The organism is Campylobacter sp. CNRCH_2014_2452 (assembly GCF_025772865.1).
Taxonomy (GTDB): Bacteria; Campylobacterota; Campylobacteria; order Campylobacterales; family Campylobacteraceae; genus Campylobacter_D; species Campylobacter_D lari_D.
Map to the genome: position 1 here is coordinate 15,510 of NZ_JAKMSX010000007.1, position 22,293 is coordinate 37,802.

General features: G+C 27.2%; 34 protein-coding genes and 1 tRNA gene. 19 read left to right on the forward strand and 16 right to left on the reverse strand.

The window, feature by feature from the left end:
* Window positions 1-7: 7 nt before the first annotated feature.
* From L8X38_RS05830 to L8X38_RS05870, 9 genes are read right to left on the reverse strand one after another with little or no spacing between them, the layout of a single operon-like run.
* Window positions 8-649, reverse strand: a complete 642-nt coding sequence (locus L8X38_RS05830) for a hypothetical protein (protein WP_257943600.1) — start codon at window positions 647-649, stop codon at window positions 8-10.
* Window positions 639-845, reverse strand: a complete 207-nt coding sequence (locus L8X38_RS05835; RefSeq protein ID WP_039625755.1) for a hypothetical protein — start codon at window positions 843-845, stop codon at window positions 639-641. The genes L8X38_RS05830 and L8X38_RS05835 overlap by 11 nt, the downstream gene beginning before the upstream one ends.
* Complete coding sequence (locus L8X38_RS05840) at window positions 842-2,338, reverse strand: hypothetical protein (RefSeq protein ID WP_039625753.1); 1,497 nt, start codon at window positions 2,336-2,338, stop codon at window positions 842-844. Before L8X38_RS05840 ends, L8X38_RS05835 begins: the two co-directional genes overlap by 4 nt.
* Entirely contained in the window at window positions 2,328-2,591 is a 264-nt protein-coding gene (locus tag L8X38_RS05845; RefSeq protein ID WP_039625751.1) for a hypothetical protein, read from the reverse strand. Before L8X38_RS05845 ends, L8X38_RS05840 begins: the two co-directional genes overlap by 11 nt.
* Complete coding sequence (locus L8X38_RS05850; RefSeq protein WP_263661538.1) at window positions 2,581-3,873, reverse strand: terminase large subunit domain-containing protein; 1,293 nt, start codon at window positions 3,871-3,873, stop codon at window positions 2,581-2,583. Before L8X38_RS05850 ends, L8X38_RS05845 begins: the two co-directional genes overlap by 11 nt.
* Window positions 3,864-4,256 carry a DNA-packaging protein gene (locus tag L8X38_RS05855; protein WP_263661539.1) on the reverse strand — a complete coding sequence of 131 codons (393 nt, stop codon included), beginning with the start codon at window positions 4,254-4,256 and terminating at the stop codon, window positions 3,864-3,866. The genes L8X38_RS05850 and L8X38_RS05855 overlap by 10 nt, the downstream gene beginning before the upstream one ends.
* Entirely contained in the window at window positions 4,256-4,636 is a 381-nt protein-coding gene (locus tag L8X38_RS05860) for a hypothetical protein (RefSeq protein ID WP_263661540.1), read from the reverse strand. The genes L8X38_RS05855 and L8X38_RS05860 overlap by 1 nt, the downstream gene beginning before the upstream one ends.
* A gap of 17 nt (window positions 4,637-4,653) precedes the next feature.
* Window positions 4,654-5,304, reverse strand: coding sequence for a hypothetical protein (locus L8X38_RS05865; RefSeq protein ID WP_263661541.1), 651 nt, complete (start codon window positions 5,302-5,304; stop codon window positions 4,654-4,656).
* A 10-nt stretch (window positions 5,305-5,314) separates the two neighbouring features.
* Window positions 5,315-6,292, reverse strand: coding sequence for a hypothetical protein (locus L8X38_RS05870; RefSeq protein WP_263661542.1), 978 nt, complete (start codon window positions 6,290-6,292; stop codon window positions 5,315-5,317).
* A gap of 209 nt (window positions 6,293-6,501) precedes the next feature.
* Here L8X38_RS05870 and L8X38_RS05875 point away from each other — a divergent pair, with 209 nt between their 5' ends.
* Complete coding sequence (locus tag L8X38_RS05875) at window positions 6,502-6,669, forward strand: hypothetical protein (protein ID WP_158005131.1); 168 nt, start codon at window positions 6,502-6,504, stop codon at window positions 6,667-6,669.
* Here L8X38_RS05875 and L8X38_RS05880 read toward each other — a convergent pair.
* Together L8X38_RS05880 and L8X38_RS05885 are read right to left on the reverse strand one after the other, a co-directional pair.
* Entirely contained in the window at window positions 6,666-6,836 is a 171-nt protein-coding gene (locus L8X38_RS05880; protein WP_158005132.1) for a hypothetical protein, read from the reverse strand. The genes L8X38_RS05875 and L8X38_RS05880 overlap by 4 nt on opposite strands.
* On the reverse strand, window positions 6,811-7,041 hold the full coding sequence (locus L8X38_RS05885) for a hypothetical protein (protein ID WP_263661543.1): 231 nt from the start codon (window positions 7,039-7,041) through the stop codon (window positions 6,811-6,813). Before L8X38_RS05885 ends, L8X38_RS05880 begins: the two co-directional genes overlap by 26 nt.
* Window positions 7,042-7,174: 133 nt before the next feature.
* Between L8X38_RS05885 and L8X38_RS05890 the strand changes: the two genes are divergently transcribed.
* The 5 genes from L8X38_RS05890 to L8X38_RS05910 all read left to right on the forward strand — a co-directional run bounded on the left by L8X38_RS05890 (window position 7,175) and on the right by L8X38_RS05910 (window position 10,225).
* Window positions 7,175-7,897 carry a S24 family peptidase gene (locus L8X38_RS05890; protein ID WP_263661544.1) on the forward strand — a complete coding sequence of 241 codons (723 nt, stop codon included), beginning with the start codon at window positions 7,175-7,177 and terminating at the stop codon, window positions 7,895-7,897.
* A complete protein-coding gene (locus tag L8X38_RS05895) occupies window positions 7,894-8,397 on the forward strand; it encodes a DUF6978 family protein (protein WP_263661545.1) in 504 nt (167 codons plus the stop codon). The genes L8X38_RS05890 and L8X38_RS05895 overlap by 4 nt, the downstream gene beginning before the upstream one ends.
* A complete protein-coding gene (locus L8X38_RS05900) occupies window positions 8,391-9,155 on the forward strand; it encodes a DUF1828 domain-containing protein (protein ID WP_263661546.1) in 765 nt (254 codons plus the stop codon). The genes L8X38_RS05895 and L8X38_RS05900 overlap by 7 nt, the downstream gene beginning before the upstream one ends.
* A gap of 276 nt (window positions 9,156-9,431) precedes the next feature.
* A complete protein-coding gene (locus tag L8X38_RS05905) occupies window positions 9,432-9,947 on the forward strand; it encodes a Panacea domain-containing protein (RefSeq protein ID WP_047208140.1) in 516 nt (171 codons plus the stop codon).
* The gene (locus L8X38_RS05910) at window positions 9,938-10,225 is read left to right on the forward strand and encodes a hypothetical protein (RefSeq protein ID WP_039625734.1); all 288 of its coding nucleotides are present in this window, start codon (window positions 9,938-9,940) and stop codon (window positions 10,223-10,225) included. The genes L8X38_RS05905 and L8X38_RS05910 overlap by 10 nt, the downstream gene beginning before the upstream one ends.
* A gap of 120 nt (window positions 10,226-10,345) precedes the next feature.
* On the opposite strand, the gene L8X38_RS05915 is transcribed toward L8X38_RS05910, so the two are convergent.
* Window positions 10,346-11,269 carry a hypothetical protein gene (locus L8X38_RS05915; protein WP_263661547.1) on the reverse strand — a complete coding sequence of 308 codons (924 nt, stop codon included), beginning with the start codon at window positions 11,267-11,269 and terminating at the stop codon, window positions 10,346-10,348.
* A 212-nt stretch (window positions 11,270-11,481) separates the two neighbouring features.
* On the opposite strand from L8X38_RS05915, the gene L8X38_RS05920 reads away from it, so the two are divergent.
* The 13 genes from L8X38_RS05920 to L8X38_RS05980 all read left to right on the forward strand — a co-directional run bounded on the left by L8X38_RS05920 (window position 11,482) and on the right by L8X38_RS05980 (window position 18,860).
* The gene (locus tag L8X38_RS05920) at window positions 11,482-11,757 is read left to right on the forward strand and encodes a hypothetical protein (protein WP_263661548.1); all 276 of its coding nucleotides are present in this window, start codon (window positions 11,482-11,484) and stop codon (window positions 11,755-11,757) included.
* 602 nt (window positions 11,758-12,359) lie between these two features.
* On the forward strand, window positions 12,360-12,563 hold the full coding sequence (locus L8X38_RS05925) for a hypothetical protein (RefSeq protein WP_039625728.1): 204 nt from the start codon (window positions 12,360-12,362) through the stop codon (window positions 12,561-12,563).
* Complete coding sequence (locus L8X38_RS05930; RefSeq protein WP_214115094.1) at window positions 12,563-12,814, forward strand: hypothetical protein; 252 nt, start codon at window positions 12,563-12,565, stop codon at window positions 12,812-12,814. Before L8X38_RS05925 ends, L8X38_RS05930 begins: the two co-directional genes overlap by 1 nt.
* The gene (locus L8X38_RS05935) at window positions 12,804-13,664 is read left to right on the forward strand and encodes a lambda-exonuclease family protein (RefSeq protein ID WP_263661549.1); all 861 of its coding nucleotides are present in this window, start codon (window positions 12,804-12,806) and stop codon (window positions 13,662-13,664) included. Before L8X38_RS05930 ends, L8X38_RS05935 begins: the two co-directional genes overlap by 11 nt.
* Before the next feature lies 1 nt (window position 13,665).
* On the forward strand, window positions 13,666-14,382 hold the full coding sequence (locus L8X38_RS05940; RefSeq protein ID WP_039625725.1) for a hypothetical protein: 717 nt from the start codon (window positions 13,666-13,668) through the stop codon (window positions 14,380-14,382).
* On the forward strand, window positions 14,366-15,061 hold the full coding sequence (locus tag L8X38_RS05945; protein ID WP_074692787.1) for a hypothetical protein: 696 nt from the start codon (window positions 14,366-14,368) through the stop codon (window positions 15,059-15,061). Before L8X38_RS05940 ends, L8X38_RS05945 begins: the two co-directional genes overlap by 17 nt.
* Window positions 15,062-15,072: 11 nt before the next feature.
* Complete coding sequence (locus tag L8X38_RS05950) at window positions 15,073-15,255, forward strand: hypothetical protein (protein ID WP_263661550.1); 183 nt, start codon at window positions 15,073-15,075, stop codon at window positions 15,253-15,255.
* The gene (locus L8X38_RS05955) at window positions 15,252-15,923 is read left to right on the forward strand and encodes a hypothetical protein (RefSeq protein WP_263661551.1); all 672 of its coding nucleotides are present in this window, start codon (window positions 15,252-15,254) and stop codon (window positions 15,921-15,923) included. The genes L8X38_RS05950 and L8X38_RS05955 overlap by 4 nt, the downstream gene beginning before the upstream one ends.
* A gap of 670 nt (window positions 15,924-16,593) precedes the next feature.
* The gene (locus L8X38_RS05960) at window positions 16,594-17,034 is read left to right on the forward strand and encodes a hypothetical protein (RefSeq protein ID WP_263661552.1); all 441 of its coding nucleotides are present in this window, start codon (window positions 16,594-16,596) and stop codon (window positions 17,032-17,034) included.
* 54 nt (window positions 17,035-17,088) lie between these two features.
* On the forward strand, window positions 17,089-17,568 hold the full coding sequence (locus L8X38_RS05965) for a hypothetical protein (protein ID WP_263661553.1): 480 nt from the start codon (window positions 17,089-17,091) through the stop codon (window positions 17,566-17,568).
* On the forward strand, window positions 17,565-17,966 hold the full coding sequence (locus L8X38_RS05970) for a YopX family protein (protein WP_263661554.1): 402 nt from the start codon (window positions 17,565-17,567) through the stop codon (window positions 17,964-17,966). The genes L8X38_RS05965 and L8X38_RS05970 overlap by 4 nt, the downstream gene beginning before the upstream one ends.
* Before the next feature lie 44 nt (window positions 17,967-18,010).
* A complete protein-coding gene (locus L8X38_RS05975; protein WP_263661555.1) occupies window positions 18,011-18,670 on the forward strand; it encodes a pentapeptide repeat-containing protein in 660 nt (219 codons plus the stop codon).
* A 10-nt stretch (window positions 18,671-18,680) separates the two neighbouring features.
* Complete coding sequence (locus tag L8X38_RS05980) at window positions 18,681-18,860, forward strand: DNA-binding protein (protein WP_039625719.1); 180 nt, start codon at window positions 18,681-18,683, stop codon at window positions 18,858-18,860.
* Here L8X38_RS05980 and L8X38_RS05985 read toward each other — a convergent pair.
* The 4 genes from L8X38_RS05985 to L8X38_RS06000 form a co-directional block, all read right to left on the reverse strand.
* A complete protein-coding gene (locus L8X38_RS05985) occupies window positions 18,853-20,064 on the reverse strand; it encodes a tyrosine-type recombinase/integrase (RefSeq protein ID WP_263661556.1) in 1,212 nt (403 codons plus the stop codon). The two genes, L8X38_RS05980 and L8X38_RS05985, sit on opposite strands and share 8 nt — an antisense overlap.
* 181 nt (window positions 20,065-20,245) lie before the next feature.
* A tRNA-Arg gene (locus L8X38_RS05990) sits at window positions 20,246-20,322 on the reverse strand.
* A gap of 42 nt (window positions 20,323-20,364) precedes the next feature.
* Complete coding sequence (locus tag L8X38_RS05995) at window positions 20,365-21,381, reverse strand: sensor histidine kinase (RefSeq protein WP_263659366.1); 1,017 nt, start codon at window positions 21,379-21,381, stop codon at window positions 20,365-20,367.
* A 2-nt stretch (window positions 21,382-21,383) separates the two neighbouring features.
* A complete protein-coding gene (locus L8X38_RS06000; protein WP_133319274.1) occupies window positions 21,384-22,235 on the reverse strand; it encodes a DUF234 domain-containing protein in 852 nt (283 codons plus the stop codon).
* Window positions 22,236-22,293: the final 58 nt, after the last annotated feature.

The following is a 22,293-nucleotide window of genomic DNA, read 5'->3' on the forward strand; positions in this document are numbered from 1 at the left end:
CCCCTCTTTAAACTAAAGATAATAATTCTTTTCCTAAATCAATATTAGAAATATCATCACCTTTTTTTATTTTTGAGTTAAAATCACTCTCGCCACCTGCGTAATTTGATCTAGGTAGGCTCTCATCTGCCTTTTTACCAATATCTTTTTTATAAACCATAGCCAAAAGTGTTCTCCAGCTTTGTAAATCTCCACTTGCTAATCCACCAAGTTTGTTTGCTAATTCTCCCATAGTTTTTAAGTCAGCATTTGGATACTCTTTTCTAATTGTTCTTTCAACCTCCATGTATTTAGCACGCAAGCTTTCTTCCTCATCTTTTTGCTTAGCTTTTGCTTCTAATTCATCTAGTTTTTTAAGCCTTTCATCAATTCCATCAAGCCCTAATTGCTTTAAATACTCTTTCCTTTCTTCTTCTTCTTTACTTGGCTTATTTTTATTATTAAGTAGTGCTAAGCTTTCTTTTAAGGTTTTAATTTCATTTGCTTGCTCTTTTAAAAGTTTAGATAAATCTTGATTATTTTGTTTATCTTGTTCTACTTGCTCTACTTCTTGTCCTTCCTCTTTGTTTTGAATGGTTTCTTCATTGTCATTAAGTGAGTTTAAAAGTTCATTTAAAGCATCATTTTCATTCATTTGTTCATTCATCATCTTCTTCCTTTAGTAAATTTATTATCGTGTCTAAAAAAGCCATTTGCTCTAAAGCTTTTAGCCTATACTCTGCTGTTTGTTGTTGGTTTTTTGCCATTGCAAAACATTCTTGGTATTTTTTATCTATAAAATCAACTAGCCTCTTACCTCCTTTTGTTTGTTGTATATCAGAATTTAAATCCAATAAAATCTTCATTGCATATCCTTGTTGAAAGCAAATAAAGAATTGACATTTTTTATCCCCAAAATAGGTAAAAGTTCTTTAACTAACTCTTCATTAGCTTTAACAATTCCATATGCACTTTGCATATCCCCTATACTCATATACATTTGATAAAGTTGTGAAAATACTTGCATACTTGCTTGAAGTCCTGCTCTTCTAACTTCTTTATTCATAGCTCCAGTACCTGTTTGTATATTAAATCTAAAACTAGGTATATCCTCTCTTGTAAACCCATTAAAAAATTCATCATTTCCATACTTAAATACTAGTTTTGCAAATCTATCAAACAAAGGCTCTACAAAAGTCTCATTATATGATCTAATATAATCTGCACTTCTTCGACCACCTTCTTGTGCTTTTATGCTAATTTCAGTAGCAGTTTCATTTTGTGCAGTTTGCGCGCCGTTATTTTGTGGGCTAACACCAGTAACCTCTGTGATTTCACTCTCTAAGAGTTCTAAATTAACTCCCGAGCTACTTATATTCGGTGTTGGCAAAAAACCAACACTTGAAGGCTCTGTAAGATATATTGGCTTGCCAACAGTCTCTAAGTCTTCTCTTGAAACTCCGGCAGATTTTTGAAGTATTATTTTTGGGTTTAATGCACTTCTCATTGCATCTATTAAAAGATTTCTTGTGATATTTATTTCTTTTTGCAAAGACAATGCACTTGACATAACAGGCTCGCCATAAGCACACACATATTCTTCATTGTCTATTGTTTTTAATTGTGGAAGCATTGACCCCCAAACAAAAGGCTGTCCATCTTCTAAAACCACATCATCGCGTAGCAATTCCTCTTCTAAAAGTGTTGAAACAACCCATTTATCATCATCTTTTTTCACATAAATATCATATAACTTAACCTTTTTAAACTCTTCATTTTTGTCAAAATGCGCATCTATATTTGTCTTTTGATAAAATCCTAATTTTTGCCTTTGCTTAATTTGTGCGTGTGAAAGATAAATCTCATTTACGATAAAACTAATATCATCATTGTTTAAAGCATTTGGATCAAAATAAACCTCATCTATACCAACTCTTTCAATACGAGGCATACCCTTGTGCCAAGTTACTTTTGCTATTGATGTTCCTGTTGTCAAAACATCTAAAAATAAAGGCTGAAAGAGCTTAAACAAATTAATTTCTCCTGTATAAAAATCTAAAGCTCTTTGCCACATAGCTATAATTTGCTCATCTGAATTAATATAACTTTCAATATCTGCCATTCTCTCACTGTTAAAATACACATCATTTAAAGCAGTTATTAAATATTTAATTTTTGCATTAATCTTTGGTATAAAGATGCAAGATTTGTTTCTTTTTTCATAAATTTCTTTTTTTTCATTTTTTAATAAATATGCATCTTGCAAGGCAGAAAAATAAGGCTTGTATTTTTCATAAGCATTTTTACTTTCACTTATAAGTTTTACTAAATATGTAATTTTTTCTTCTTTATTTCTCATTGTTAATTCTCCATATGGTAACTTTACTAAGCTTTGTTAGCTTAGCAATATCATCATCACTCACACCTTTTTCTTTTAAAATTTTCACCATTTCTCTCTTGTATTGCTTTTTAGAAATATTTCTAAAACCCCCAAAAAGATCTAATATCCACTTAGCCAAAATTATTTTTATAACATCATCTTCTTTCTTAGCTAACTCTTTAATTTTAAGCGGATCTATATTCTCATATACCATTAAAAACTCACCAGCCATCATAACTCCAATCTTCACTAGTATTGTTTTTTGGGTGCAATTTTTCAAAGAAAGTTAAAGCTAAAGCATCACTAGTATCAGGGCTTTTTCCGTAATCTTTTTTTATCTGTTCTTTTGCCTTTATCTTTAAAAGCCCCTTATCAGAATACTCATATTCAATCATGCGTAAATCTTTTTTTAGCTCATCATCTTTGATAATTTGCATATGTTTTATGTTTTTAGCCAAAGTAAAATACATTTGCGCTCTTTTGTTTAAGTATTCATTGCTAGTTGCAGAATTTGCAGAATTTGCCTCAAATACAGGCAAGCCATAATCACTCAATATATCATATACACCAACTCCAAGCCCACAAGTATCTATAAAAATACCTCGTGGCTTTTCCTTGTCTTTATTAAATTCTGCTAAAACAACATTTGCTAAAGCACTAATGCTAAACCCACTATATTTTTTAATCTCATCTACAACAAAACCTTTTCTCTTAACCAAAACGCTCTTATCATCTCCATATCTTGCTACATCAAGTCCCCATATATTATCTCCTTGCATTTTTTGCATATCAAAACTAATAACATTCATACTTTTTTCAATATCACTTAAAGCAAAAAGTTCTGCACTAGAGTTATCTATAAAGTCTCCATAAATTTCTTGTTTAACTACTTCGCTATCTTCTCCGCCTACTTCTTCGATTAGCTCTTTGATTTGATCTTTACTCAAAAAAGGATTATCGTAACTTGAGAACTGAAAATGTTTCCAATTTTCATCACTTAATTCTTTTTTACAAAGCTCATAAAAAAGATTTTTTCCTTTAGGAACTCCACCTATAATCGCTCTTGATTTAGGATTATCAAGCAACATAGGGCGTATGGCGTTGTACCAAAGATACTCCCCTTTAGAGCCTTTTAAGATAATTCCTGCTTCGTTTAAAATTACCAAATCATAGCCAAAGCCTTCTATATTTTCAGGTCTTTCAGCACTTCTCATATGAAGCACAGCATTATTTAAAATAAGTTTTTTATCTTGAATGCTCCAAGAATAAAATTCTTTTGGGAGTTTTTTTAGCTCAGGCATAAAGTAAAGCTCGAAATAATTTTGTAAGTTGCTTTGAACCGTGTCAACCCAAAGAACATTTAACCCCATTAAAAGATTTTCTATTACATATTTTGCACTTCCTCTTGTAAAACCCAATCTTCTACCCTTTGCTACTGTTATAAAGCGTGGATTTTTATCATCAAAAACTTTAAGTTGTGCCGGAGTGTAAGAAAAATCAAGTTTTAATTGCATTTAACTTCACTTCTTATGATTTCTATTTTTTGAACACTATCACTAACCACTTCTTGTTTATCTACATAACCATGCTGATTTTTTAGCAAGAACATACTAACGCTAGGAGTATAAGTACCAATTAAAGAATGGTTTAAAATATCCATTTCACATCTTTGCTTAGCTTTAGATACAATTTCTCCAAAATCTTTATCTTTCTCCCAATCGCTTAAAGTTTGCATTGAAATTCCTAAATGAACTGCCAAACCAACTTTAGTTTTTGGTGCAAAAATAACATATTCTTTAGTTTCTTTTAAAACAACTCTTTCATTAAAATAACTCTCTATTTTTGAAATAAGCTCTTCTTTTGTAATACTTTTGCCATTTGTCATCATTTTTCCCATTACACCACCTTTTCTTTAAAATCAAACTCTTTTATTTCTAAATCCAAAAAAGCCTTTTTAAAAGCAACAATTTCATATTTCCCTTTTAGCACGTTCTTATCATTTTCAAACAGCGCATCCAATACGGCCTTTACGATATTATCTGCATCACCATGCTTTTTATTGTTAAAACCTATTTTTAAAGAAAACTCGTATTGCTTTTTAGAGTCAAAAGCTTGATTAGGGCTTATTCCATTTTGCTTTCTAAACTCAATTTGCAAGAGTTTTTTAAAATCTAAATACTTAAGATAATCCTTGCAAACAAACTTAGCTCTTTGAGTTGTTCTTTTATAAGGTACTGCATTGCTTTTTAAGTCAATTTTTAAAATATATTTTTTCATTTCAAACTTTCTTAAAACTAGCTTATATTCTTAAAAGCCATTTTGACTTTTGTTTTATTTTTAAATTCTTCTTGATTCTCCTCAAATTTTTTTTTCTGCTTATTCTTAAAATTGTCATATTCTTCTTCATAACTTAAAAATTTATATTCTTTTATCCCATAAGAAGTATTTATATATGTATTTTTTCCGATACGTTCTTGATTTTTAAATATAAAATCTATTAAAGCGTGTTTAAATTCGTTATTTTCTAGCGCTTCTCCATCTTCGTAGGTTAATTCTCCAAAATTATTTAGACAAACCAACATATTAATTGATTTTGCTAATTTTTTATAAAGCTTACCTTGTCCATCACGACAAAGATATGAGTATTTAAAATCATTTTCAAGCAATCTAAAAAATGGGCTGTTTTTATATTTACTCTTTAACCATCCTAAAAATATTTCTTTATCTTCAAAACGTTTTTTAAACTCAATTTCAGCCTTTTTACAAACCAATCTTAATTTCTCATAGGTAGTACCGATAATTTTTTCTTTTTCAAGCGTTTCAAAGTAGTAATCTAAAAATGAATGTATATCTTTTACATCTTGTAAATACCTACCTACAATATCTGTAGATTGTGCCTTGTTGATTTCTAATAAGTCCATTAAAATTTTAATTTTTTCTTGCATTCTTCACTCCTTAAAAGCACTCTAAGATCTTGTCTTTGTTTTCATCTTTCATTCCGTAATACTCCATTAAGCTGTCAACCACACAATCTTCAGCCTCTTTTTTTCTAACTTTAAAAGCATTTTTTCTTAATGCATTTTCCTTTGCATATTTGAGCCAAGTATGTAAGCTACCAGCAACAGAAGCCATTTTTTTGTTGCCTCTCTTCCACTGTCTAACATCCCAATACTCTATAAAATCTTCAGCCAAACTCTCATCAAAGCAAGTATTGTGTTTTTGATTAAAGGTATTAATCTGCTCCATTAGATCATCTACACTAGGTTTTTTAAATTTACCCATGCTAAACTCCTGTGTTTTTAAAGCTCCAAAATCAACAACAAAAAAAGTTCGCGTAGCGTTATTATTTTTATTTGTATTCTCTTTATTTTCTAAATTTTCTAAATTTATAAATTTATTATTATTTATATTTATATTATTTTCTTTATACGCGTGCGTGCGTGTTTCTATATATAGGGAATTTTCATTTTTTTCTTTTTCCGTATTCAAATTTCCGACTACGGAATAAGTATTATTTTTAAATATTTTGCTTGGTTTTTTATCAGCACTTTTAAGCTTATATTCAGTTTTGTTAAAATGCTTAATTATTTCATTGTTTTCATCTTTTAAAATCCACTCATAATTAAATCTATGATAATTTGTTTTTTTAATTTGAAGTAGATTAAAATTGATTAATTCATCTTTAGCAAGTCTTAATCTTTGCAAGCTTATTCTTGTATCTTTTTTGATTAAAATAAGTTCTCTTAAGTAAATTTCACTTACTAAAGTTTTTTCACTCATTCTCTTAAGCTGTAAGTAAAGAGCCAAAGCATCCATACTTAAGCCACCATAAAAAATCGTATTAGCTACTTTTGTAAAACCTCTTCTAGCTCTAAGTGACTTTTTAGCTCCTAAAGCCACTTCTAAACTAGCTTTAAAATGCGGTATACTCATCATTTTTCCTTAATTTATTTCCTCTTGGCTGATTTATATTTATCTTTGAACTTTTGATGTAAAAAATGAGACAAAGAATAAATAAAAACTCCGATTAAAAATCCTATACTAAGACCCGAAAGCAAGTAGTTAATCACACTCATAAAACATCCTTAATTTTGTTAAAATTCTTTTGCCAAGCTAAGAAATACTTTATAAAGGATCTAATCATGACAAAAAATGAGATTGTTTTAGAATTAACTAAAAAACTATTAGAGTATCTCCCTCTTGATGTTACACAAGATGATGGGTGTACCAATAAACAACCACAAGATTTGGCAAAAGAATTATCAAACATATACAACACCATTTTTGAAACCATAAAATGTGATAATTAAATGCCACCAGCAACCACAATCGGTTTAACTTCAATGCTATTTTCATAAAAAGCATTCAACATTTTTAAAATCTTAGCTTGGTCACCTAAGTTATGCTTTCTCATGATTAAAAGTATTTCTTTTAAATCCATAGAAATATCTTCAATTCTTTTGTTTTGCTCTTTCACTCACACTCCTTTTTTGGTTTTCCTCTATAAAATCAAGCAGCTTATCTCTATTTACTCTACCCCAAATATTTGGTGGGATATGATATTTCTCCCAAAGTTCTCCCGCAACTTGCACTTTTATCCCAATGCGAGAACTCAAAATACTATCAACTCCAGCCTTACTATAATAAGTTAATAGAATTTTTTTCAACTCTTTTCTGTTCAATTTTGCTTCCTAACTTTTTAAATAAAAATGTAGTATAACTACCATAAAAATAAGCTTAAAATTTATGTTGTTATACTACATAAATTTTATAAAAAAACGATGTATAATTACTACAATAAAAATAAGGAATGCGATGTTTTATAAATTAAACAAAGAATATTTAACAGAAGTGCTGAAAGAGAAAAAAATCAGTAGAAGTAAACTCGCTCAAATGCTAACAGACAACGGCTATGAAATATCATTAGATGGCATAGCCTATTGGTATAGATCTGAAAACAACCAACCTGAAAATTATGAAAATGTTATAAAAATTGCTCAAGTGTTAAATGTTCCGATAGAAAAATTAGCACCAATAAACGATAATATAAAAACAAATATAATTCCCTTGTTAAAAAAAGACAATCAAATCGAATTTAAATACTATCCTGATATTTCTGCTTCAGCTGGATATGGAGTTTTAGCACAAGATATAAATTATACTAGTATTTGTGTTGATGGAAGTTTTCTAAAAGAGATTTTAGACATTCCTATAAAAAAAAGCTACGATATTATAAAAATAAATGGCGATAGCATGGAGCCACTTTTAACACATGGAGATTTTGTTGTTATTGATAGAAGCAAAAATACTCTTGGTACTATATCGAGTGCTGATATAGTTATTTTTAGACAAGGCGAAGATCTATATTGTAAAAAAATTAAAAAAGAAGCTTTTTGCGATTTTATTTATTTAGTATCTGAAAACAAAGACTACAAAGAAGTTAAAATTAGCGATTTTGCACAGTGTGAAATTATAGGGGTGGTTGTATCAAAAATGACAGTTGAAACCTTTAAAAATTTTATAGAGTTTGTAAGATGATAAATGTTAAAGAACTATTATGCATTAAAAAATATCCAAAAATACAACAAACTTATATATTGCCAAGTCTTGAAAATTCTAAATCTTTAAAAATAGAATTACAATGCAATGATGATAAATATCATAAAGAGAATTTTATACTTGATATTTCAAGATCTAGCGTACAATTCCAAAGAAAAACAAACCAATACCGCTACAATGCAATTAATGTAATAGCAAGAATTGATTTTTATTCTTCTCATACAAATCCAGAATTTAATCCAAATAAAATTCCAAGCGATAAAAGATTATCAGAACTTATGGAAAAATATAGCGAATTTAGATTTAGAAACGAAAATCATATCCATATTTTTATGGAAAATTATGCAGATAAATGGGCTTTCCCTTTAAATGAATTTAATATCAAATCAAATGAAGATTTTTTAAATCAAAGTTATGATTTTTGTCAATTTTGTAATATAATAAATATAAAATTTGCAAAAGGTGATTTATTTTGTTAAATATAGAAAATCTTATGAATTCTTATTTTTCTTATGTTAAAAACAGCTTTGATGTATCCAAAATAGAAAATAGCATATATGAAGTTACAACACCATTTTTAGATAAAAGCAATGATAATATTTTATTTTATATAGAAAAAAAAGATGATTTGATAGAGTTAAGCGATGGTGGAGAAACCTTAAGAAATTTATCATTAAGCGGTTTTGATTTTAATTCTCAAAAAAGATTAAAAGAATTAGAAATAATTCTTAATGGCTTCAATATTCAAAAAAACAATGATATTTTATTTACTCGTGCAAATGAAAGTGATTTTGCAAAAAAACAACATAATCTCATACAAGCACTTATAAGTGTTAATGATATGTTTGTGTTAGCTCAAGGCAAAATACAAAGCTTCTTTTTTGATGATGTAAAAAATTTTTTTGAAGAAAATTTTATTAGATATACAGAAAATATTAGTTTGGACGGAAAAAGTCATTTAAATCATAAATTTGATTTTTTAATTACAAAATCTTCACAGCAAAAAGAAAGACTTATAAAAATAATTAATAATCCAAAGAATGATAATTTAAAGGCAACATTATTCTCTTTTATGGATTTACCTCAAGAAAGAAAAACTAATGCTGATAATATTATTATTTTTAACAATAAGGAAGGTAGAAATATGGACGCTTTAGTCAACGCTTCAAAAGAGCATAATGTAAAAGCATTTCTTTGGAGCAAAAGAAAAGAATATATAGATTATTTAGTGGCTTAAATATTAATATTAAGAATAGTATTTATAAAAAAGGTAATAATTTTAAAGAATGTTATAAAGTTCCAAATTATGAAGTCGATAATTTAAGTATAAAAAGATATAAGTTTAATTGTGATGTTTTAACTAGCAATAATCATCAGTCTTAAACGATTTTTTAGTTTAAACTATAATATAAGATAATATAAGATAATATAAGATAATATAAGATAATATAAGATAATATAAGATAATATATGATATGATATTATATTTATATCCTAAAATAAGGTAAAAACTATGAAAGCATTAGATGTTGCAAAATACTTTTTATTCTTAGCAAGAAGTAAAGAAGCTGGCGATACGCTATCAAATTTAAAAATACAAAAAATGCTTTATTATGCACAAGGGTATATGCTTGCTATATTTGAAAAACCGCTCTTTGATGATAGAATTGAAGCGTGGAAACATGGCCCTGTAATTAGAACAGTGTATGAACAATTTAAAAAATATGGATCAAATTCTATCTCTTTTGATGAACTTGAAGATTTTGATACAGATTGTATTGCTGACAATAAAGATGCCCATGAACTTTTAGTTCTTATTTTTGACAAATACGGTTCTATGGGGGCTTGGGAGCTTAGAGAAAAAACCCACGAAGAATATCCTTGGAAAAGTTCTTATGTTGCAAGTCTTGGAAATGAAATTACACAAGATACAATAGCTACTTTTTTTAAGGAAGAAAATAAAAAAGAAGCATTAAGACTAAAAGAATTACAAAAAAATGATATGGAAATTAATGAATTATGGCCTTAATTAATTTTAGATATTTCTTAATTCTTCTTTCTAATATGACTGATATAGATATAGAAATTTTACTTGAACACAAAAACGAATTACTTAAATACTTATCTCATCTAGGAGATAGTAGTGTTTTTGAAAAAGATAAGTGTTTTAAAGCTTTAAATAATATAGAGCAAGACTACTTTATTTGTATTGGTTTAACAGACAATGAAAAACAAAAAGATTTCTGTAAAAGTGTTTTTATTATCTTAAGAGATCATTGGAAAAAATTTAATTCTACTTTCTATTAACACCAAACTATTCTCTCAATACCCCATTAACCTTTTATATCCATCACAGCCAAGTTGATAGCCACCATCACAAGCTAAGCCATAGTATTTTTTTGCTTGTTTAATGATTATCCACGAATATTATTCTATCTTTCCAAACCTTTTCTCATATTCTGCTAATTTTTCTTTTAATTTGTCATTTTCTTTATACATTGTTTCTATTACATTTTTTTTATTATCATCATCAGTTTTATGCTCTTCTTCATTTTCTTCCATACTTAACAATTCTAACAATTCTTCTACCGATGTATAACTATTTGCATCATTTTCTTCTTCATATTCACCTTGGCTAATGTTTATTCCAAGTTGAATGATAAGTGAATTTATAAAACATTGGAAATCTTTTCTTTGATATTTATAAATACATATATGACTAAAAATAGTTAAAATAACTGTAAACAATCCTTCTTTTAATTCTTTATTTAATTTATCATAATTTTCAAGCAAATTGCTTAAGTTTAAAGCATCAATATAAAAATTTACTTTTTCTAAAACTACATTAGAATTTTTACATTTACACAACTCATCTTTATTTTCTTCTATAAAATTTAATACATAAGCACTTATAGCTATAAAGTCCATAAAACCTATGATTTCATCTGTTGAAATATTAAATTTGTTGTGATCTGCTATAATTTTTGGTTCGTTATATATTCTATTACATATTGCAAAATAATATTTAGATACATCATCTACAACTTCATTGATAATAATATCTATGTCGTAAATAGGTTTCTCATCTTTAAAGGTAATTTTTATGCTGTCTTCTAGTAATGGATATAATTTTTCCGAAATAGCTTTATAAAATTCGATATCCAACTCTTCTTTTGGTTTTTTATCATTTATATCTTTTTTAAAAACAAAAAATGGATTTTTTTCACCATAAACAATATATTGAATTCCCCATAAAATCAAAAATAAAGGCACACCTACAAACAAACCCACAATAGTCAAATCCGCAATAAAAGACAATATAAAAAGAACTCTTAATAATCTAATAGACAAAATCAATCCTTTTTGTAAATTCATAAAATATATTATACAAAACTATCTTTTTCATCTTTCTTTCTTTTATTTTTATACACAAAATTATATCATAAATGCATTTTTTAAAATATGTAGATATACTACATATATTTAAGTTTATTTTAAATGTAGTTATACTACAATTTCTTCATCGAAACAAATGAAACCTAAGAAACAAAAAAGGATTTAAAATGTTAGATAGTTGCTGCCTTGATTTAGAAAAAAGAGAAAGAGAAGCTGATACTCTAGCTAAAGAGCTTATGTATGATGAGAGTATGAGTGGTAAAAATCTTTTTTATCTTAAAGATTTGATAGAAGATTTTATAACAGATCTTGAGTTCAAAATGGAAGATTGGGAGTTTTCAACTTCTTTAGAAACTTACAAAGAAAATGTTGAGTTTGAGATTTGGGATTTAATATCCAAAGTAAAGGAAACACAAAAAACTTTAAATGCTATTAAAGCTTAACAAAGTCTTTTACTAAAAAGACTTGATTAAGCTTTTGACTGCTTGGAAATTAAGCTTTACTATCGCGTTGATAGTTCTTATAGCAGAAGGGTTAGCAAGTTATCCAAAAACTTGGCTTAGTATAAATGTTTATAGTGCTATTTTATGTTTTCTTGCACTTTAAAAATGACAGAAAACTAAGGGTTTAAGAAAAATTTTGTATAATAACAATTGTATTAAGTATGGCTACTCTTTCGGTTTTTTAGAAAGGGGGTTATTGGTGAGCAAGATAATTGATTTTATAATTCTTATTTTAGAATTAATAAAAGAGATAATTAAGCTCGTTAATTATCTCATCTAAAATCCTTAGAGCATATTATATATATCCACGCTTAGTCCAAGCTTAATACATTTAGAACACAATAACCGAAAGAGAGCGTGGCTTTCGGCTTTCTTAAACCCCTTTTTATACTCAAATGAGCGCAAAGATTTTTGTTTTGATTTTACATCACATTCATTAAGTTTTTTTCATTGCGATTACTCCTTAATTATAAACAATAAGACATATTTTTTCCTTTTTGCTTTGCGCTCATTTGAGTATAAAGATTTTGAAAGGAATATCAATGAGAGCAGAAGTAATAAACAAAAAGGCATACGTTCGTTTTGATGATTATGCAAATGAAGTCAGCGAATATAAAAAGAAAATAGTTTTATTAGAAGAAAAACTAAAAGAAGCTAAAGACTTATTTAAAAGTGAAAATAACTTAAGAATGGCTATAGAAGTTGAAAACATTAAACTATTAAGCTTATTAACAAAGGAGCTTTGATGTTGTTGTTTTTCAAAAAAGATGATGATTTAAAAATAAAGCTTTTCAAAGCCCAGTATCATATCAGACTTAAAAACAAGGCAATCAATCAAAGCTTATTAGCTTTAGAAGAAAAAGAAAAAGAGCTTAGAGAACTTCACTCTTTTAAAATAAAAATACTTGATGAGTTAGGACTTATAGCTATGGATAACGCTGAAGAATTAGCAATTAAAAAAATAAAAACACTAAAGGAGAAAACAAATGAAATATAAAATCATAAAATTAGAACAAGGCTCTAAAGAATGGCTTGAGTTTAGAAAAGGAAAAATCACAGCTAGTATAGTCGCTTCTTGCATTGGTGAAAAAGGTGCTTTTTTAAGCAAAGAAAAGGCAAAAGAACTTATACAAGGACTTTTTGAACCATATACCAATAAAGCCATGCAAAAAGGTAGAGAGTATGAGGAATTAATCAGAGCAAAAATGGAATTTATGATAGGAAAAGATATAACTCCTATTGTTATTCAAAGCTTAGAAAATGAGCTTTTTATGGCTTCTTTAGATGGTATAGATGATGAAAAAACAATATACGAGTTTAAATACTCAACTAACAACGAAGAATACGAGCAAGTGTTAAAATTTAAAAAACCTAGCCCAAAATACTACGCTCAAGTCCAATTTCAACTTTTTGTAGGTGGTTTTGAAAAATGTGTTTTTGCAGTCTTAAATGAGAATGATGATTTGACTTATTGTGTGGTTAAAAGCGATAAGGAATATCAAGATTTTATGCTTAGAAAAATAGATGAGTTTATAAAAGATTATCTCGTTAATCAAAAAAGCGACTACAAAGAACTTGATGATGCTCATGCAAAAGAATTAGCCTTAGAAATAATTAGACTTGAAAGCACAATGAAGCCTATAAAAGAAAAACTAGAAGCTCTTAAAAAAGAATTTATAGAGCTAGCAAATGGTGAGAAAGTTAAATGCTTGGATATTAGTGTTTATCCGCAAAATAGAACAACGATTGATTATAAAGGCTTTTTAGATTTTACTAAATTAGAAATCCCAAAAGAATATATAAAACAAAGTACCTCAATGTGTTTAAAAATCAAAAAAGGAGCATAAAATGAGTGAATTAGTAGTAGCTGAAAAAACACAAAAAAATAATTTTAACTTTAATCCATATGAATTAGCATTAGTTAAAGGAGATTTATCAGAATTAAATGATGAAGAAAGAACTTCTTATGTAAAAAGTATTTGCGATAGTTTAGGCATCAATATGCTAACTAAGCCTTTTGAGTACATTATACTTAATGGCAAATTAACTCTTTATGCAACAAAAACAGCAACAGATCAGTTAAGACAAATCCATAAAGTATCTATCACTAAAACAGAAGCTAATCAAATTGGAGATATTTATATGGTTACGGTTTATGCTAGCACTCCAGATGGTAGAACAGATTGCGACACAGGAGCTTTAAATATTAAAAATTTGGGCGGAGATAACCTAGCAAATGCTTTAATGAAAGCCATAACTAAAGCTAAAAGGCGCGTTACTTTAAGTATTTGCGGTCTTGGAATGTTAGATGAGAGTGAATTAGATACTATCAAAGACTATAACAATACTAAAGCAACGCTAATAAAAGATGAAGCAAATGAGCTAAAAAAACTTGGGCTTGAACTAAGAAAAACCTTAGAGGATATGGGTTTAAATAAAGAAGAACAAAATGCATTTATCAAAAACAACAATATCTTTACAAGAGAGAAAATAAAAGAATTGTTAGATGATAAAAATAAAATATTCGAACTTAAACAAGGACTAAAAAATGATACCAACATTTAAAGCAAATTATGAAGTGGCAAATTATCAGCCACTACTTGAATATTTAAACGAAGGTGGTTTATATAGTGGCTATTTTAGAAAAATATTCTTATATGATACTATCGGCAACACAGGCCATACAAATACTTTTGTAAAATGTGAATTTGTATGCCAAAAACACAATAAATTAGCTGATTTTAATTTATTTATTGCAAAGAATGGAGATTTTACATACACAACTTCAAAAGGCGAAAAGGAAAGCTACTTAGGCTTTAGACAACTTAACGCAATAATGCTATTTTTAGGTATAGAAGAACTTGATCTTAGCAAAAAAACAAAAGCAAATATCTACGGAAAAGAAACAGAAGCTACAAGTCTTGATGAGCTAACAAATAAAACTTTGCTTTTGGGTTTTGACACAGAAGAGTTTTTAAATAAAAACAATCAAGTTGAAAATAAAATAGTACTTAGTAGAATTTTTAACTCAAAACTACAAAGTCTTGATGAATTTAAAAACCAAAAAGAGCCAGTTGCATATAAAAACTTTAAAGCCAGACACAAAAAATTACCACAAGAGCAAAATGAGTTTCAAGCTCAAAGCATTTCATTTAATCCATATGCACAAAATTTTAATCAAAAACCTCAACAAATTCATACTTTAGATGCCACTTTAGAAGATGATGGTGAGCTTCCATTTTAAAGTAAGTAAAAATGTTAAAAGAAAAAATTAACACAGCCATAGAACACGCAAGAGCTTTGACTTTAATTAACAAAGAATGCTTAGAGTTGATTGACTACATGGAAGAGTGCGATGAGGATGAATTAAGATCTAATTTAGATGACTTAAAAAAACTCTTGATAAAAGCAAAAGAATTATTGAAAGGCGAAAAATGACAAGAGAACAATTTAACGAAATCAAAGAAAGATTAGCTAAATATAGAGAAATAAGGCATTTAACCTATGAAAATCAACAAGCAGAGTTTTTAGGTAATGCTTTTGAAAAAGTTAGTGAATATTTTAAAGCAAAAGATGATCTACAAAGAGTAAAAGCACTTTGTGGTATTGCAATACTTTACTTAAATTCATTCAATATTAGATATAAAAAATATAAAGAATTAAAAAAGTATTACTTTGCTGAAAGTGTAGTGTTTAAAATTTATAGCTTTATCTCAGAAACCGATGATTTGCTTGATGATAGTTCTAATAAATATTTATATCATTTAATTTATATATTAGAATGTATATCTTTTAGACTAAATTTTGATTTCTATAAATGCATGATTGAAACAATTAAAGAAATTGAAAGTAAAAATATAGGCAATTACTGTGAATATGAAAATAAGTTTTATCAAATGCCCGGTGCTTATACCTTAGATGAGGCATACAAATTAGCGTTTTATCGCGAATCAAATGAACCAAGTTTAAATGGAAAAACTAAACCTAAATTACACAAAGAAAATAACATAATGTGGACTTTTAAATACAAAAGCGCATTAGGTGGTGATATGAAATTAAATTTTATCAAATGGTACAAAGCTGATTATGAGGGTTGCAAGCTATGATTACAAAAACAATAAGATCTGCTTTAAATGCCCTCTCAAAAGCTTTTAATATTATTATCTCAATATTAGCTTTAACTTTTGCATTTCTTGGGATTTGTGCAATTATCATAGGATTATTTATTCTTGAAATTTTCTCAAAAGATAATCTTAAAAAATGTAAAAGGATTTTTAAATTTAAAAAATAAAACAAGGACTAATATGATTACTTTGCTTTATATACATTCAACAATATTTTTATTATCAATAATAGCCTTAATAGCTTGAGTTGTTTATTTGGTTACTAAGGATTAATATGAATACAGAAAAAATACTTAACTTTTTAAAAATTCAAACTCATTATTTTTGCGCTTACGAGGCAACGATAAACGATGGAGAAAGAATTAAAGGAAGTTGCATAGTTATAAATATAAGATATTTTTGGAAAAAAATGATCCAATTATTCCGTATGTGCGTGCAATTGAATTTGTGAGAGAAAAATTCGAAACAGAAAATATCAATTTTACACAATTTCATAAATTATAGAAAAGGTTAAAAAAAAATGATACAAATTAAAATTAGTTATGCAGTAGCTTATGCTTTGTATGGGAAAGAATTAGAAAATTTTAACACTAATCAAAGTATTGATGTAAATGGCATGATTAGGGTTTAAATAATTAAAAAAGGTTTGCAAATGAAGATACGAGATTTAATAAAAGATGGAGAGCATAGTATTTATTATGTAGATGGTAAAGTAAGTTCCACAAGAAAGATTTTAAAGAAAAATTTAGCCATTAAGGAAATTAAATCATATATTAATACAAATAAAGATGTGATTATAGATTTAATGAGGGGTAGATTTAATAATATTTCTAGCAGTTATAATGTTTATATGAATAATAGTGAAGTTATATTCTCTATAACACTTAATAAAGATATGTCTGATAGCACAAAAGCTTTAGAAAATAAAGCTAAGAATGCTATTATATTTGATATGTCTAGATATTTCTTACCTATGAAAATGTATGTAAATATACCTAATTGTGTCTCATATGAATTTTTAGAAAACATTGTAAGGAGAAGAATTTTTATATTTACTGGAGAGTTTTTAAACTTAAGTTTGCAAAACCAATAAAGAACTAATAAAAAAGTTAACTTTAAAAAACAATACAGCTTAAAGGATTAACAATTGAAAAAAGAAAATATTGATTTACATACATCAGAATATATTTATGATTTTAGTTCTTATTTGGAAACTGTAATAGATAAGTCAAATTATGATTTTAGCAATAAAGTTGAAAAATTTAGATTTTATCTTGATTGCAAAATAGAACTATATAAACTTAGAAAAAGTGATTATGAAAAATATAATCACATACCTATATTTGCTAGTGAAGTATTTAATGATTTTATGGAATTAGAGTTATTAAAATACAACGGCGATAACTTAGATAAAAAGTTAAAAATTATGAGTTTATATAGATGTGGTTGGCAGACTATTAATGCAATATCATCACACCCACATTATGATATTAAAATGACAGAAGATATTAAAAATTTATTTGATTACTTGATTGATTTAAACTATTTTGACTTTCTTTATCAATTATTTGATAAAGAAAATATAGAAAAATATCTAAAACTATACAAGCAAAGGATTGAAGAATGAAATTAAAAGATTTTGATTTTAGGATTTGGGATAATAATTTAAAAGCATATATTATTAAAAACAGAACAATATCTAAATACTCTGATAGTATTGATAGAGAAGACTCTTTAGCTGGATTTATACGAAGAGAAACACATTATGGTGATTTGGTTTTTGATAATTGGAGTTGTGATTGTGAAATCGAACTTTGGACAGGCTTATATGATAAAAATGGTAAAAAGATTTTTGAAGGTGATATTTTAGAGTTTTTTGCCACTGGAGAAATTATAGCAGGTCGTGTTGTTTATGATAAAGAAGAAGCTAGGTTTGAACTAATAACTAGCAATAAAGATGTATTAGATTTTACTTTTTATAGTGATGTTGAAATAATCGGCAATATCCACGAGAACCACATCTAAACCCACAAAAAAACAATATTAATTCTAAAACAAGAGGAAATAAAATGGCTACAATTTATGACAAAAATGGAAATATTATTATAGAAAAAACTGAAATTAGTTTAAGCGAATTACTTGATTTTTGTAGAAAGCAAAAAATATCTTTAAAAAATGCTAATTTTAAAGAGCAAAATTTAGCAGGCATAGATTTTAATAGTTTAGATCTAATCGGGGCTGATTTCACTAATGCCATTTTACAATATTGCAATTTTCAATCAAGCATTATATCAAATGCTGTTTTTACAAATGCTGTTTTAAAAAACGCTTATATGCAAGATGTAATTGCAAATGAAGCTAATTTTAAAAATTGCTCGCTACAAAACATTTTTTCAAATTCTGCTAGATTTATAGATTGTGATTTTAGCGGGGCTGATTTAAGAGAAAACAATTTCTTAAAAACAAGAATTACAAATCCATTTTTTAAAAATACTTTAATTTCAAATACCATAGGAGATATGGAAAACATATGCTCATTACAAGTAGAAAATTTTTCTATATCCTTTAATTCTCAAGATATAGCCATAGGTTGCAAACAAGAAAGCATATCATGGTGGAAAAATGTAAAAAATGAAGAGTTAAACGATGGTCGTGAAGATTATACGCAAGTATGGAATGCATACAAAGACATTTTGTTTAAAATCATCAATATAAAATACAATATTTAAAGGAAACCCCATGTCAAATATAGAATTTTTAACACCAAAGCAAGTAGAGCAAATGTATGGATTAAACCCTTTACAACAATTTAGAGCAAGAAGCAATGGCATGCCACACTACAAGATTGATGTTAAAACAATCAGGTACAAAAAAACAGAACTAGATCATTGGTTTAAATCTAAAAAAGTTATCATTTAAAATCAAATGGACACAAAGAATTTAAGTATTCGCCATACCAATTCATAAGCTGTTTTCTTAAATCAATGGCCTTACTTCTATTATAAGCTCTTTCAACTTCACTTCCATTTACATGGTGTAATATCATCTCAGCGATATCTTTGCCTATGCCAAGTTTTATAAGCTCGTTGCTTTTTTCTGTACATATACTCCTAAAAGTACTTCTAAATCCATGTATTGTATGTTTCAAATCATACATTTTGAAAAACTTGCTTGCAAAGTTATCGCTAATGCATTTATCAAAATTAAAAAACACATATTCTTTGTTTACATTAAACATCTTTTGTATTTGTAATATTTTTAATGCATATTCATTCAATGGGATAATATTTTCACCATTGCTTTTTACCTTCATATCTTCAGCTTGTATAACCCAAAGATTATTATCAAAATCTATCTCACTCCATTTAGCAAATCGTATGTTTTTACTTCTTTGCGCTGTCAAAAGCGTAAAATAAATTGCATTTATAATATTCACATTAACCCTAGCTCTTTGTCTGTATTCTTTCATACATTCGAGCATAAACTTAACCTCTTTTTCTTCTACTAAAGCTTTAAAATGCTTCACATTGCAATCATCATTGATTAATCTATAATACTTTTGCAAATCTTTCAAATCTGCAATAATGCTAGTTTTTAATTCTCCTCTTTGTCTTGCAAGTTCTAAAATTCTGCAAATAAAAGCAATACTTTTATTTAAAGTTGAATAAATATTTTTTGAATTCATATGATCATAAACAGGAAGAAAGTCTTTCTTTTCTAGCAAATTAATAGGCTTTTCTCCTAGCATAGGCTGTATGTATTTTATAAAAGTCCCCTGCTCCTTTTTGATAGTAAAATATGAAAGTTTTTTTCCTATAGTTTCCATATAATGATCATTTGCCATATTTAATGTAAATTTTTTATTCTTGTTATCGATAAAATCCCCGCTTCTTAATTGTTGTAAAATCTTAATCGCTTCCTTTCTAGCTTCTGCAAGACTTAACAATCCTTTTCTAAACTCTCCTATGGTTATATATTTTTTTAATTTTTGTTCTCTAAGTTGAAAAACTTTTCTACCTGTAGGATGAATTTTTAAATAAAGCTCTTTTGGCTCACCGAGCGGAACTAAGTATTGTTTTTCCTTTATTTCTAATGCTTCTATATCACTTTGAGAGAGTGCCATTTTCGCCCCTTTATACCCAAAAAATACCAAAAATATACCCAATACCTATAAAAAATAACGCTGGGTATAAAATGGGTATTGAAATTATATCAAATAAATGAAATAAAAGAAATAAATAAAATACTACAAATGCCTAAAAATAGATGTTTAAAGAAATGTAAGAAATGTATTTAAATAATAATGGTGTCCCCAGCAAGGTTTGAACTTGCGACCTCAGAATTAGGAATTCTGCGCTCTATCCAGCTGAGCTATGAGGACAAATATTTTTATTATTTTAAGAAAAAATTTATTTTATAGAGCTTAAATTTTAAGCTCTATAAAAAAACATTTTGGATTTTCATCAAAACCTAAAACTCCATTATGCGCATCAATAATTTGTTTTGATAAAGAAAGACCTAAACCATTACCTTTTAATTTAGTTGTTTTAAAAGCCTCAAAAACCATTTTTTTATCTTTGATACTTACACCATTATCATAAACTTTAATAAAAACCCTATCTTCTTTTTGTTCGCACTTAACCTTTATATAACCATCATCATTTTCGCTTTCTTCAATAGCATCTATGGCATTATAAAGTAAATTTTGCAAAACTAAAGCAAGTAAAGATTTATCTGCATTGATTTTTAAATCTAAAAATTCAAATTTAAAATCGATATTAGCTAGATAATTATAAGCTCCAATAGCTTGCTCACACTCATCTTGTAACTCCTGTAAATTAAACTCATTTAAATTAACATGTACTCCTTTTGTAAAAAGTAAAGTAGAATTTACAATACGCTCTACTCTTGAAATTGCTTTTTGGATTTCTAAAACTATATGCTTATTTTTTAACTCACTTCTTTCAAACAAAGTAGAGCTTAATAAAGAAATAGAACCTATGGGATTGCGTATTTCATGCGCTAGGTGTGCTGCAACTGTTCCCATACTAGCTAACCTTTCGTTTCTTTTTTCATCACTAATATCTGTTGCATTTACTATAAGTTTATCAGTATGAGAAGTGATTTTGATTAAATAAAATTTATGATCAAACTCAAGCTCATAATGTGTTTTATCAAGATCAATGCATTCTAAAAGCTTTGGCTTTTGTGTAGCTAGGTTGTTTTGCAAAATAATATTTTTATTTGCGTCTAAAATCCACAAAGCCATAGGCAAAACCTCTATAATCTCACTTACCATTTGTCTTAATGCAGTGTAGTTTTCATTAAGTTGCTTATATTCATTTTCTATAACATAGGTTTGCTCTATTAAGGCTTTTAATCCTTGTTGTAAGTTTTCTTTTTCACTAGAATCTAAACTTTTTAAAATATTCTCATCCACACTTAATCCTTAATTAAAAATTGAAAATCTTCTAAAGTATATAAAAGCAAATTACGCTCCTTATTTAAAATAAGCTCTTTACTAAAGCCACTCTTTGAAAAAAGCACATATAAATTAGGTTGAATTTGCAACTGTTTTGCTTTACTTTTTAAAATATTTAAAACATTTTTACATATTTTTCTTTCTTTAAATTTAACTTCACCTAAAACACAAAAATTGTTTTCATGATAATACAAGTCTATTTCATGATAATAATTCCAAAAACTATACACTTGATCCACTTTAAGTTTTTTTGCTAAAAATTCTTTACATAAAAGTTCAAAAGTAAAACTTTGGTATTTTTCCAAATTTTCTTGGATAAGTTCTATTAATTCATTGTATTTTTTCATCGCGATTAAATTAAGTTTAGGATATATAAAATAAAAGAAAAATCTTAATCCTTGATTTTTAAAAACAACCTTATCTTGTATATTATAAGAGCGTAATTCTTTTTTAACTTTCTGTCTTTTGTTTTTTATGATTGGCTTTTCTTGACTTTTTTCTAAGATCAAAATATTTTTCTCTAAAAGTTTATTAATAAGTCCTAGAGCCTGAAAATGCGGAATAGATTTATTAATAGAATAGCGTTTTCTATCGTTTTTACTTAAAACACTCAAAGCTTTTAAAGCATTCTCATCTAAATTTAAAGAAGCTAAAATATCAAAGGCTTTCAAAATAAAAACATTTAAGATATTTTCATATAAACTTAATTTCAAATCAAATTCAAACTCATCAAAAATACTATAAAAATCAAAAATACTTTCAAGCTCCAAAGTTTCACAGCGTTTTGAAAAATCACCAAATTTTATAATCACATCCTTAAAATAAATATTTTGTATGTTATAATTTTAACAAAAAATTAGAGGATTTTTT

Excerpts from the sequence above, each read along its gene's own strand:
- L8X38_RS05985 (WP_263661556.1), bottom strand. The coding sequence starts at position 20,064 with ATGGCACTCTCTCAAAGTGATATAGAAGCATTAGAAATAAAGGAAAAA.
- L8X38_RS05950 (WP_263661550.1), top strand. The coding sequence starts at position 15,073 with ATGTTAAAAGAAAAAATTAACACAGCCATAGAACACGCAAGAGCTTTG.
- L8X38_RS05875 (WP_158005131.1), top strand. The coding sequence starts at position 6,502 with ATGACAAAAAATGAGATTGTTTTAGAATTAACTAAAAAACTATTAGAG.
- L8X38_RS05930 (WP_214115094.1), top strand. The coding sequence starts at position 12,563 with ATGTTGTTGTTTTTCAAAAAAGATGATGATTTAAAAATAAAGCTTTTC.
- L8X38_RS05830 (WP_257943600.1), bottom strand. The coding sequence starts at position 649 with ATGATGAATGAACAAATGAATGAAAATGATGCTTTAAATGAACTTTTA.
- L8X38_RS05920 (WP_263661548.1), top strand. The coding sequence starts at position 11,482 with ATGTTAGATAGTTGCTGCCTTGATTTAGAAAAAAGAGAAAGAGAAGCT.
- L8X38_RS05940 (WP_039625725.1), top strand. The coding sequence starts at position 13,666 with ATGAGTGAATTAGTAGTAGCTGAAAAAACACAAAAAAATAATTTTAAC.
- L8X38_RS05960 (WP_263661552.1), top strand. The coding sequence starts at position 16,594 with ATGAAGATACGAGATTTAATAAAAGATGGAGAGCATAGTATTTATTAT.
- L8X38_RS05850 (WP_263661538.1), bottom strand. The coding sequence starts at position 3,873 with ATGCAATTAAAACTTGATTTTTCTTACACTCCGGCACAACTTAAAGTT.
- L8X38_RS05970 (WP_263661554.1), top strand. The coding sequence starts at position 17,565 with ATGAAATTAAAAGATTTTGATTTTAGGATTTGGGATAATAATTTAAAA.
- L8X38_RS05935 (WP_263661549.1), top strand. The coding sequence starts at position 12,804 with ATGAAATATAAAATCATAAAATTAGAACAAGGCTCTAAAGAATGGCTT.
- L8X38_RS05835 (WP_039625755.1), bottom strand. The coding sequence starts at position 845 with ATGAAGATTTTATTGGATTTAAATTCTGATATACAACAAACAAAAGGA.
- L8X38_RS05855 (WP_263661539.1), bottom strand. The coding sequence starts at position 4,256 with ATGGGAAAAATGATGACAAATGGCAAAAGTATTACAAAAGAAGAGCTT.
- L8X38_RS05860 (WP_263661540.1), bottom strand. The coding sequence starts at position 4,636 with ATGAAAAAATATATTTTAAAAATTGACTTAAAAAGCAATGCAGTACCT.
- L8X38_RS05980 (WP_039625719.1), top strand. The coding sequence starts at position 18,681 with ATGTCAAATATAGAATTTTTAACACCAAAGCAAGTAGAGCAAATGTAT.
- L8X38_RS05890 (WP_263661544.1), top strand. The coding sequence starts at position 7,175 with ATGTTTTATAAATTAAACAAAGAATATTTAACAGAAGTGCTGAAAGAG.
- L8X38_RS05895 (WP_263661545.1), top strand. The coding sequence starts at position 7,894 with ATGATAAATGTTAAAGAACTATTATGCATTAAAAAATATCCAAAAATA.
- L8X38_RS05975 (WP_263661555.1), top strand. The coding sequence starts at position 18,011 with ATGGCTACAATTTATGACAAAAATGGAAATATTATTATAGAAAAAACT.
- L8X38_RS05955 (WP_263661551.1), top strand. The coding sequence starts at position 15,252 with ATGACAAGAGAACAATTTAACGAAATCAAAGAAAGATTAGCTAAATAT.
- L8X38_RS05945 (WP_074692787.1), top strand. The coding sequence starts at position 14,366 with ATGATACCAACATTTAAAGCAAATTATGAAGTGGCAAATTATCAGCCA.
- L8X38_RS05870 (WP_263661542.1), bottom strand. The coding sequence starts at position 6,292 with ATGAGTATACCGCATTTTAAAGCTAGTTTAGAAGTGGCTTTAGGAGCT.
- L8X38_RS05910 (WP_039625734.1), top strand. The coding sequence starts at position 9,938 with ATGGCCTTAATTAATTTTAGATATTTCTTAATTCTTCTTTCTAATATG.
- L8X38_RS05840 (WP_039625753.1), bottom strand. The coding sequence starts at position 2,338 with ATGAGAAATAAAGAAGAAAAAATTACATATTTAGTAAAACTTATAAGT.
- L8X38_RS05865 (WP_263661541.1), bottom strand. The coding sequence starts at position 5,304 with ATGCAAGAAAAAATTAAAATTTTAATGGACTTATTAGAAATCAACAAG.
- L8X38_RS05845 (WP_039625751.1), bottom strand. The coding sequence starts at position 2,591 with ATGGCTGGTGAGTTTTTAATGGTATATGAGAATATAGATCCGCTTAAA.
- L8X38_RS05905 (WP_047208140.1), top strand. The coding sequence starts at position 9,432 with ATGAAAGCATTAGATGTTGCAAAATACTTTTTATTCTTAGCAAGAAGT.
- L8X38_RS05925 (WP_039625728.1), top strand. The coding sequence starts at position 12,360 with ATGAGAGCAGAAGTAATAAACAAAAAGGCATACGTTCGTTTTGATGAT.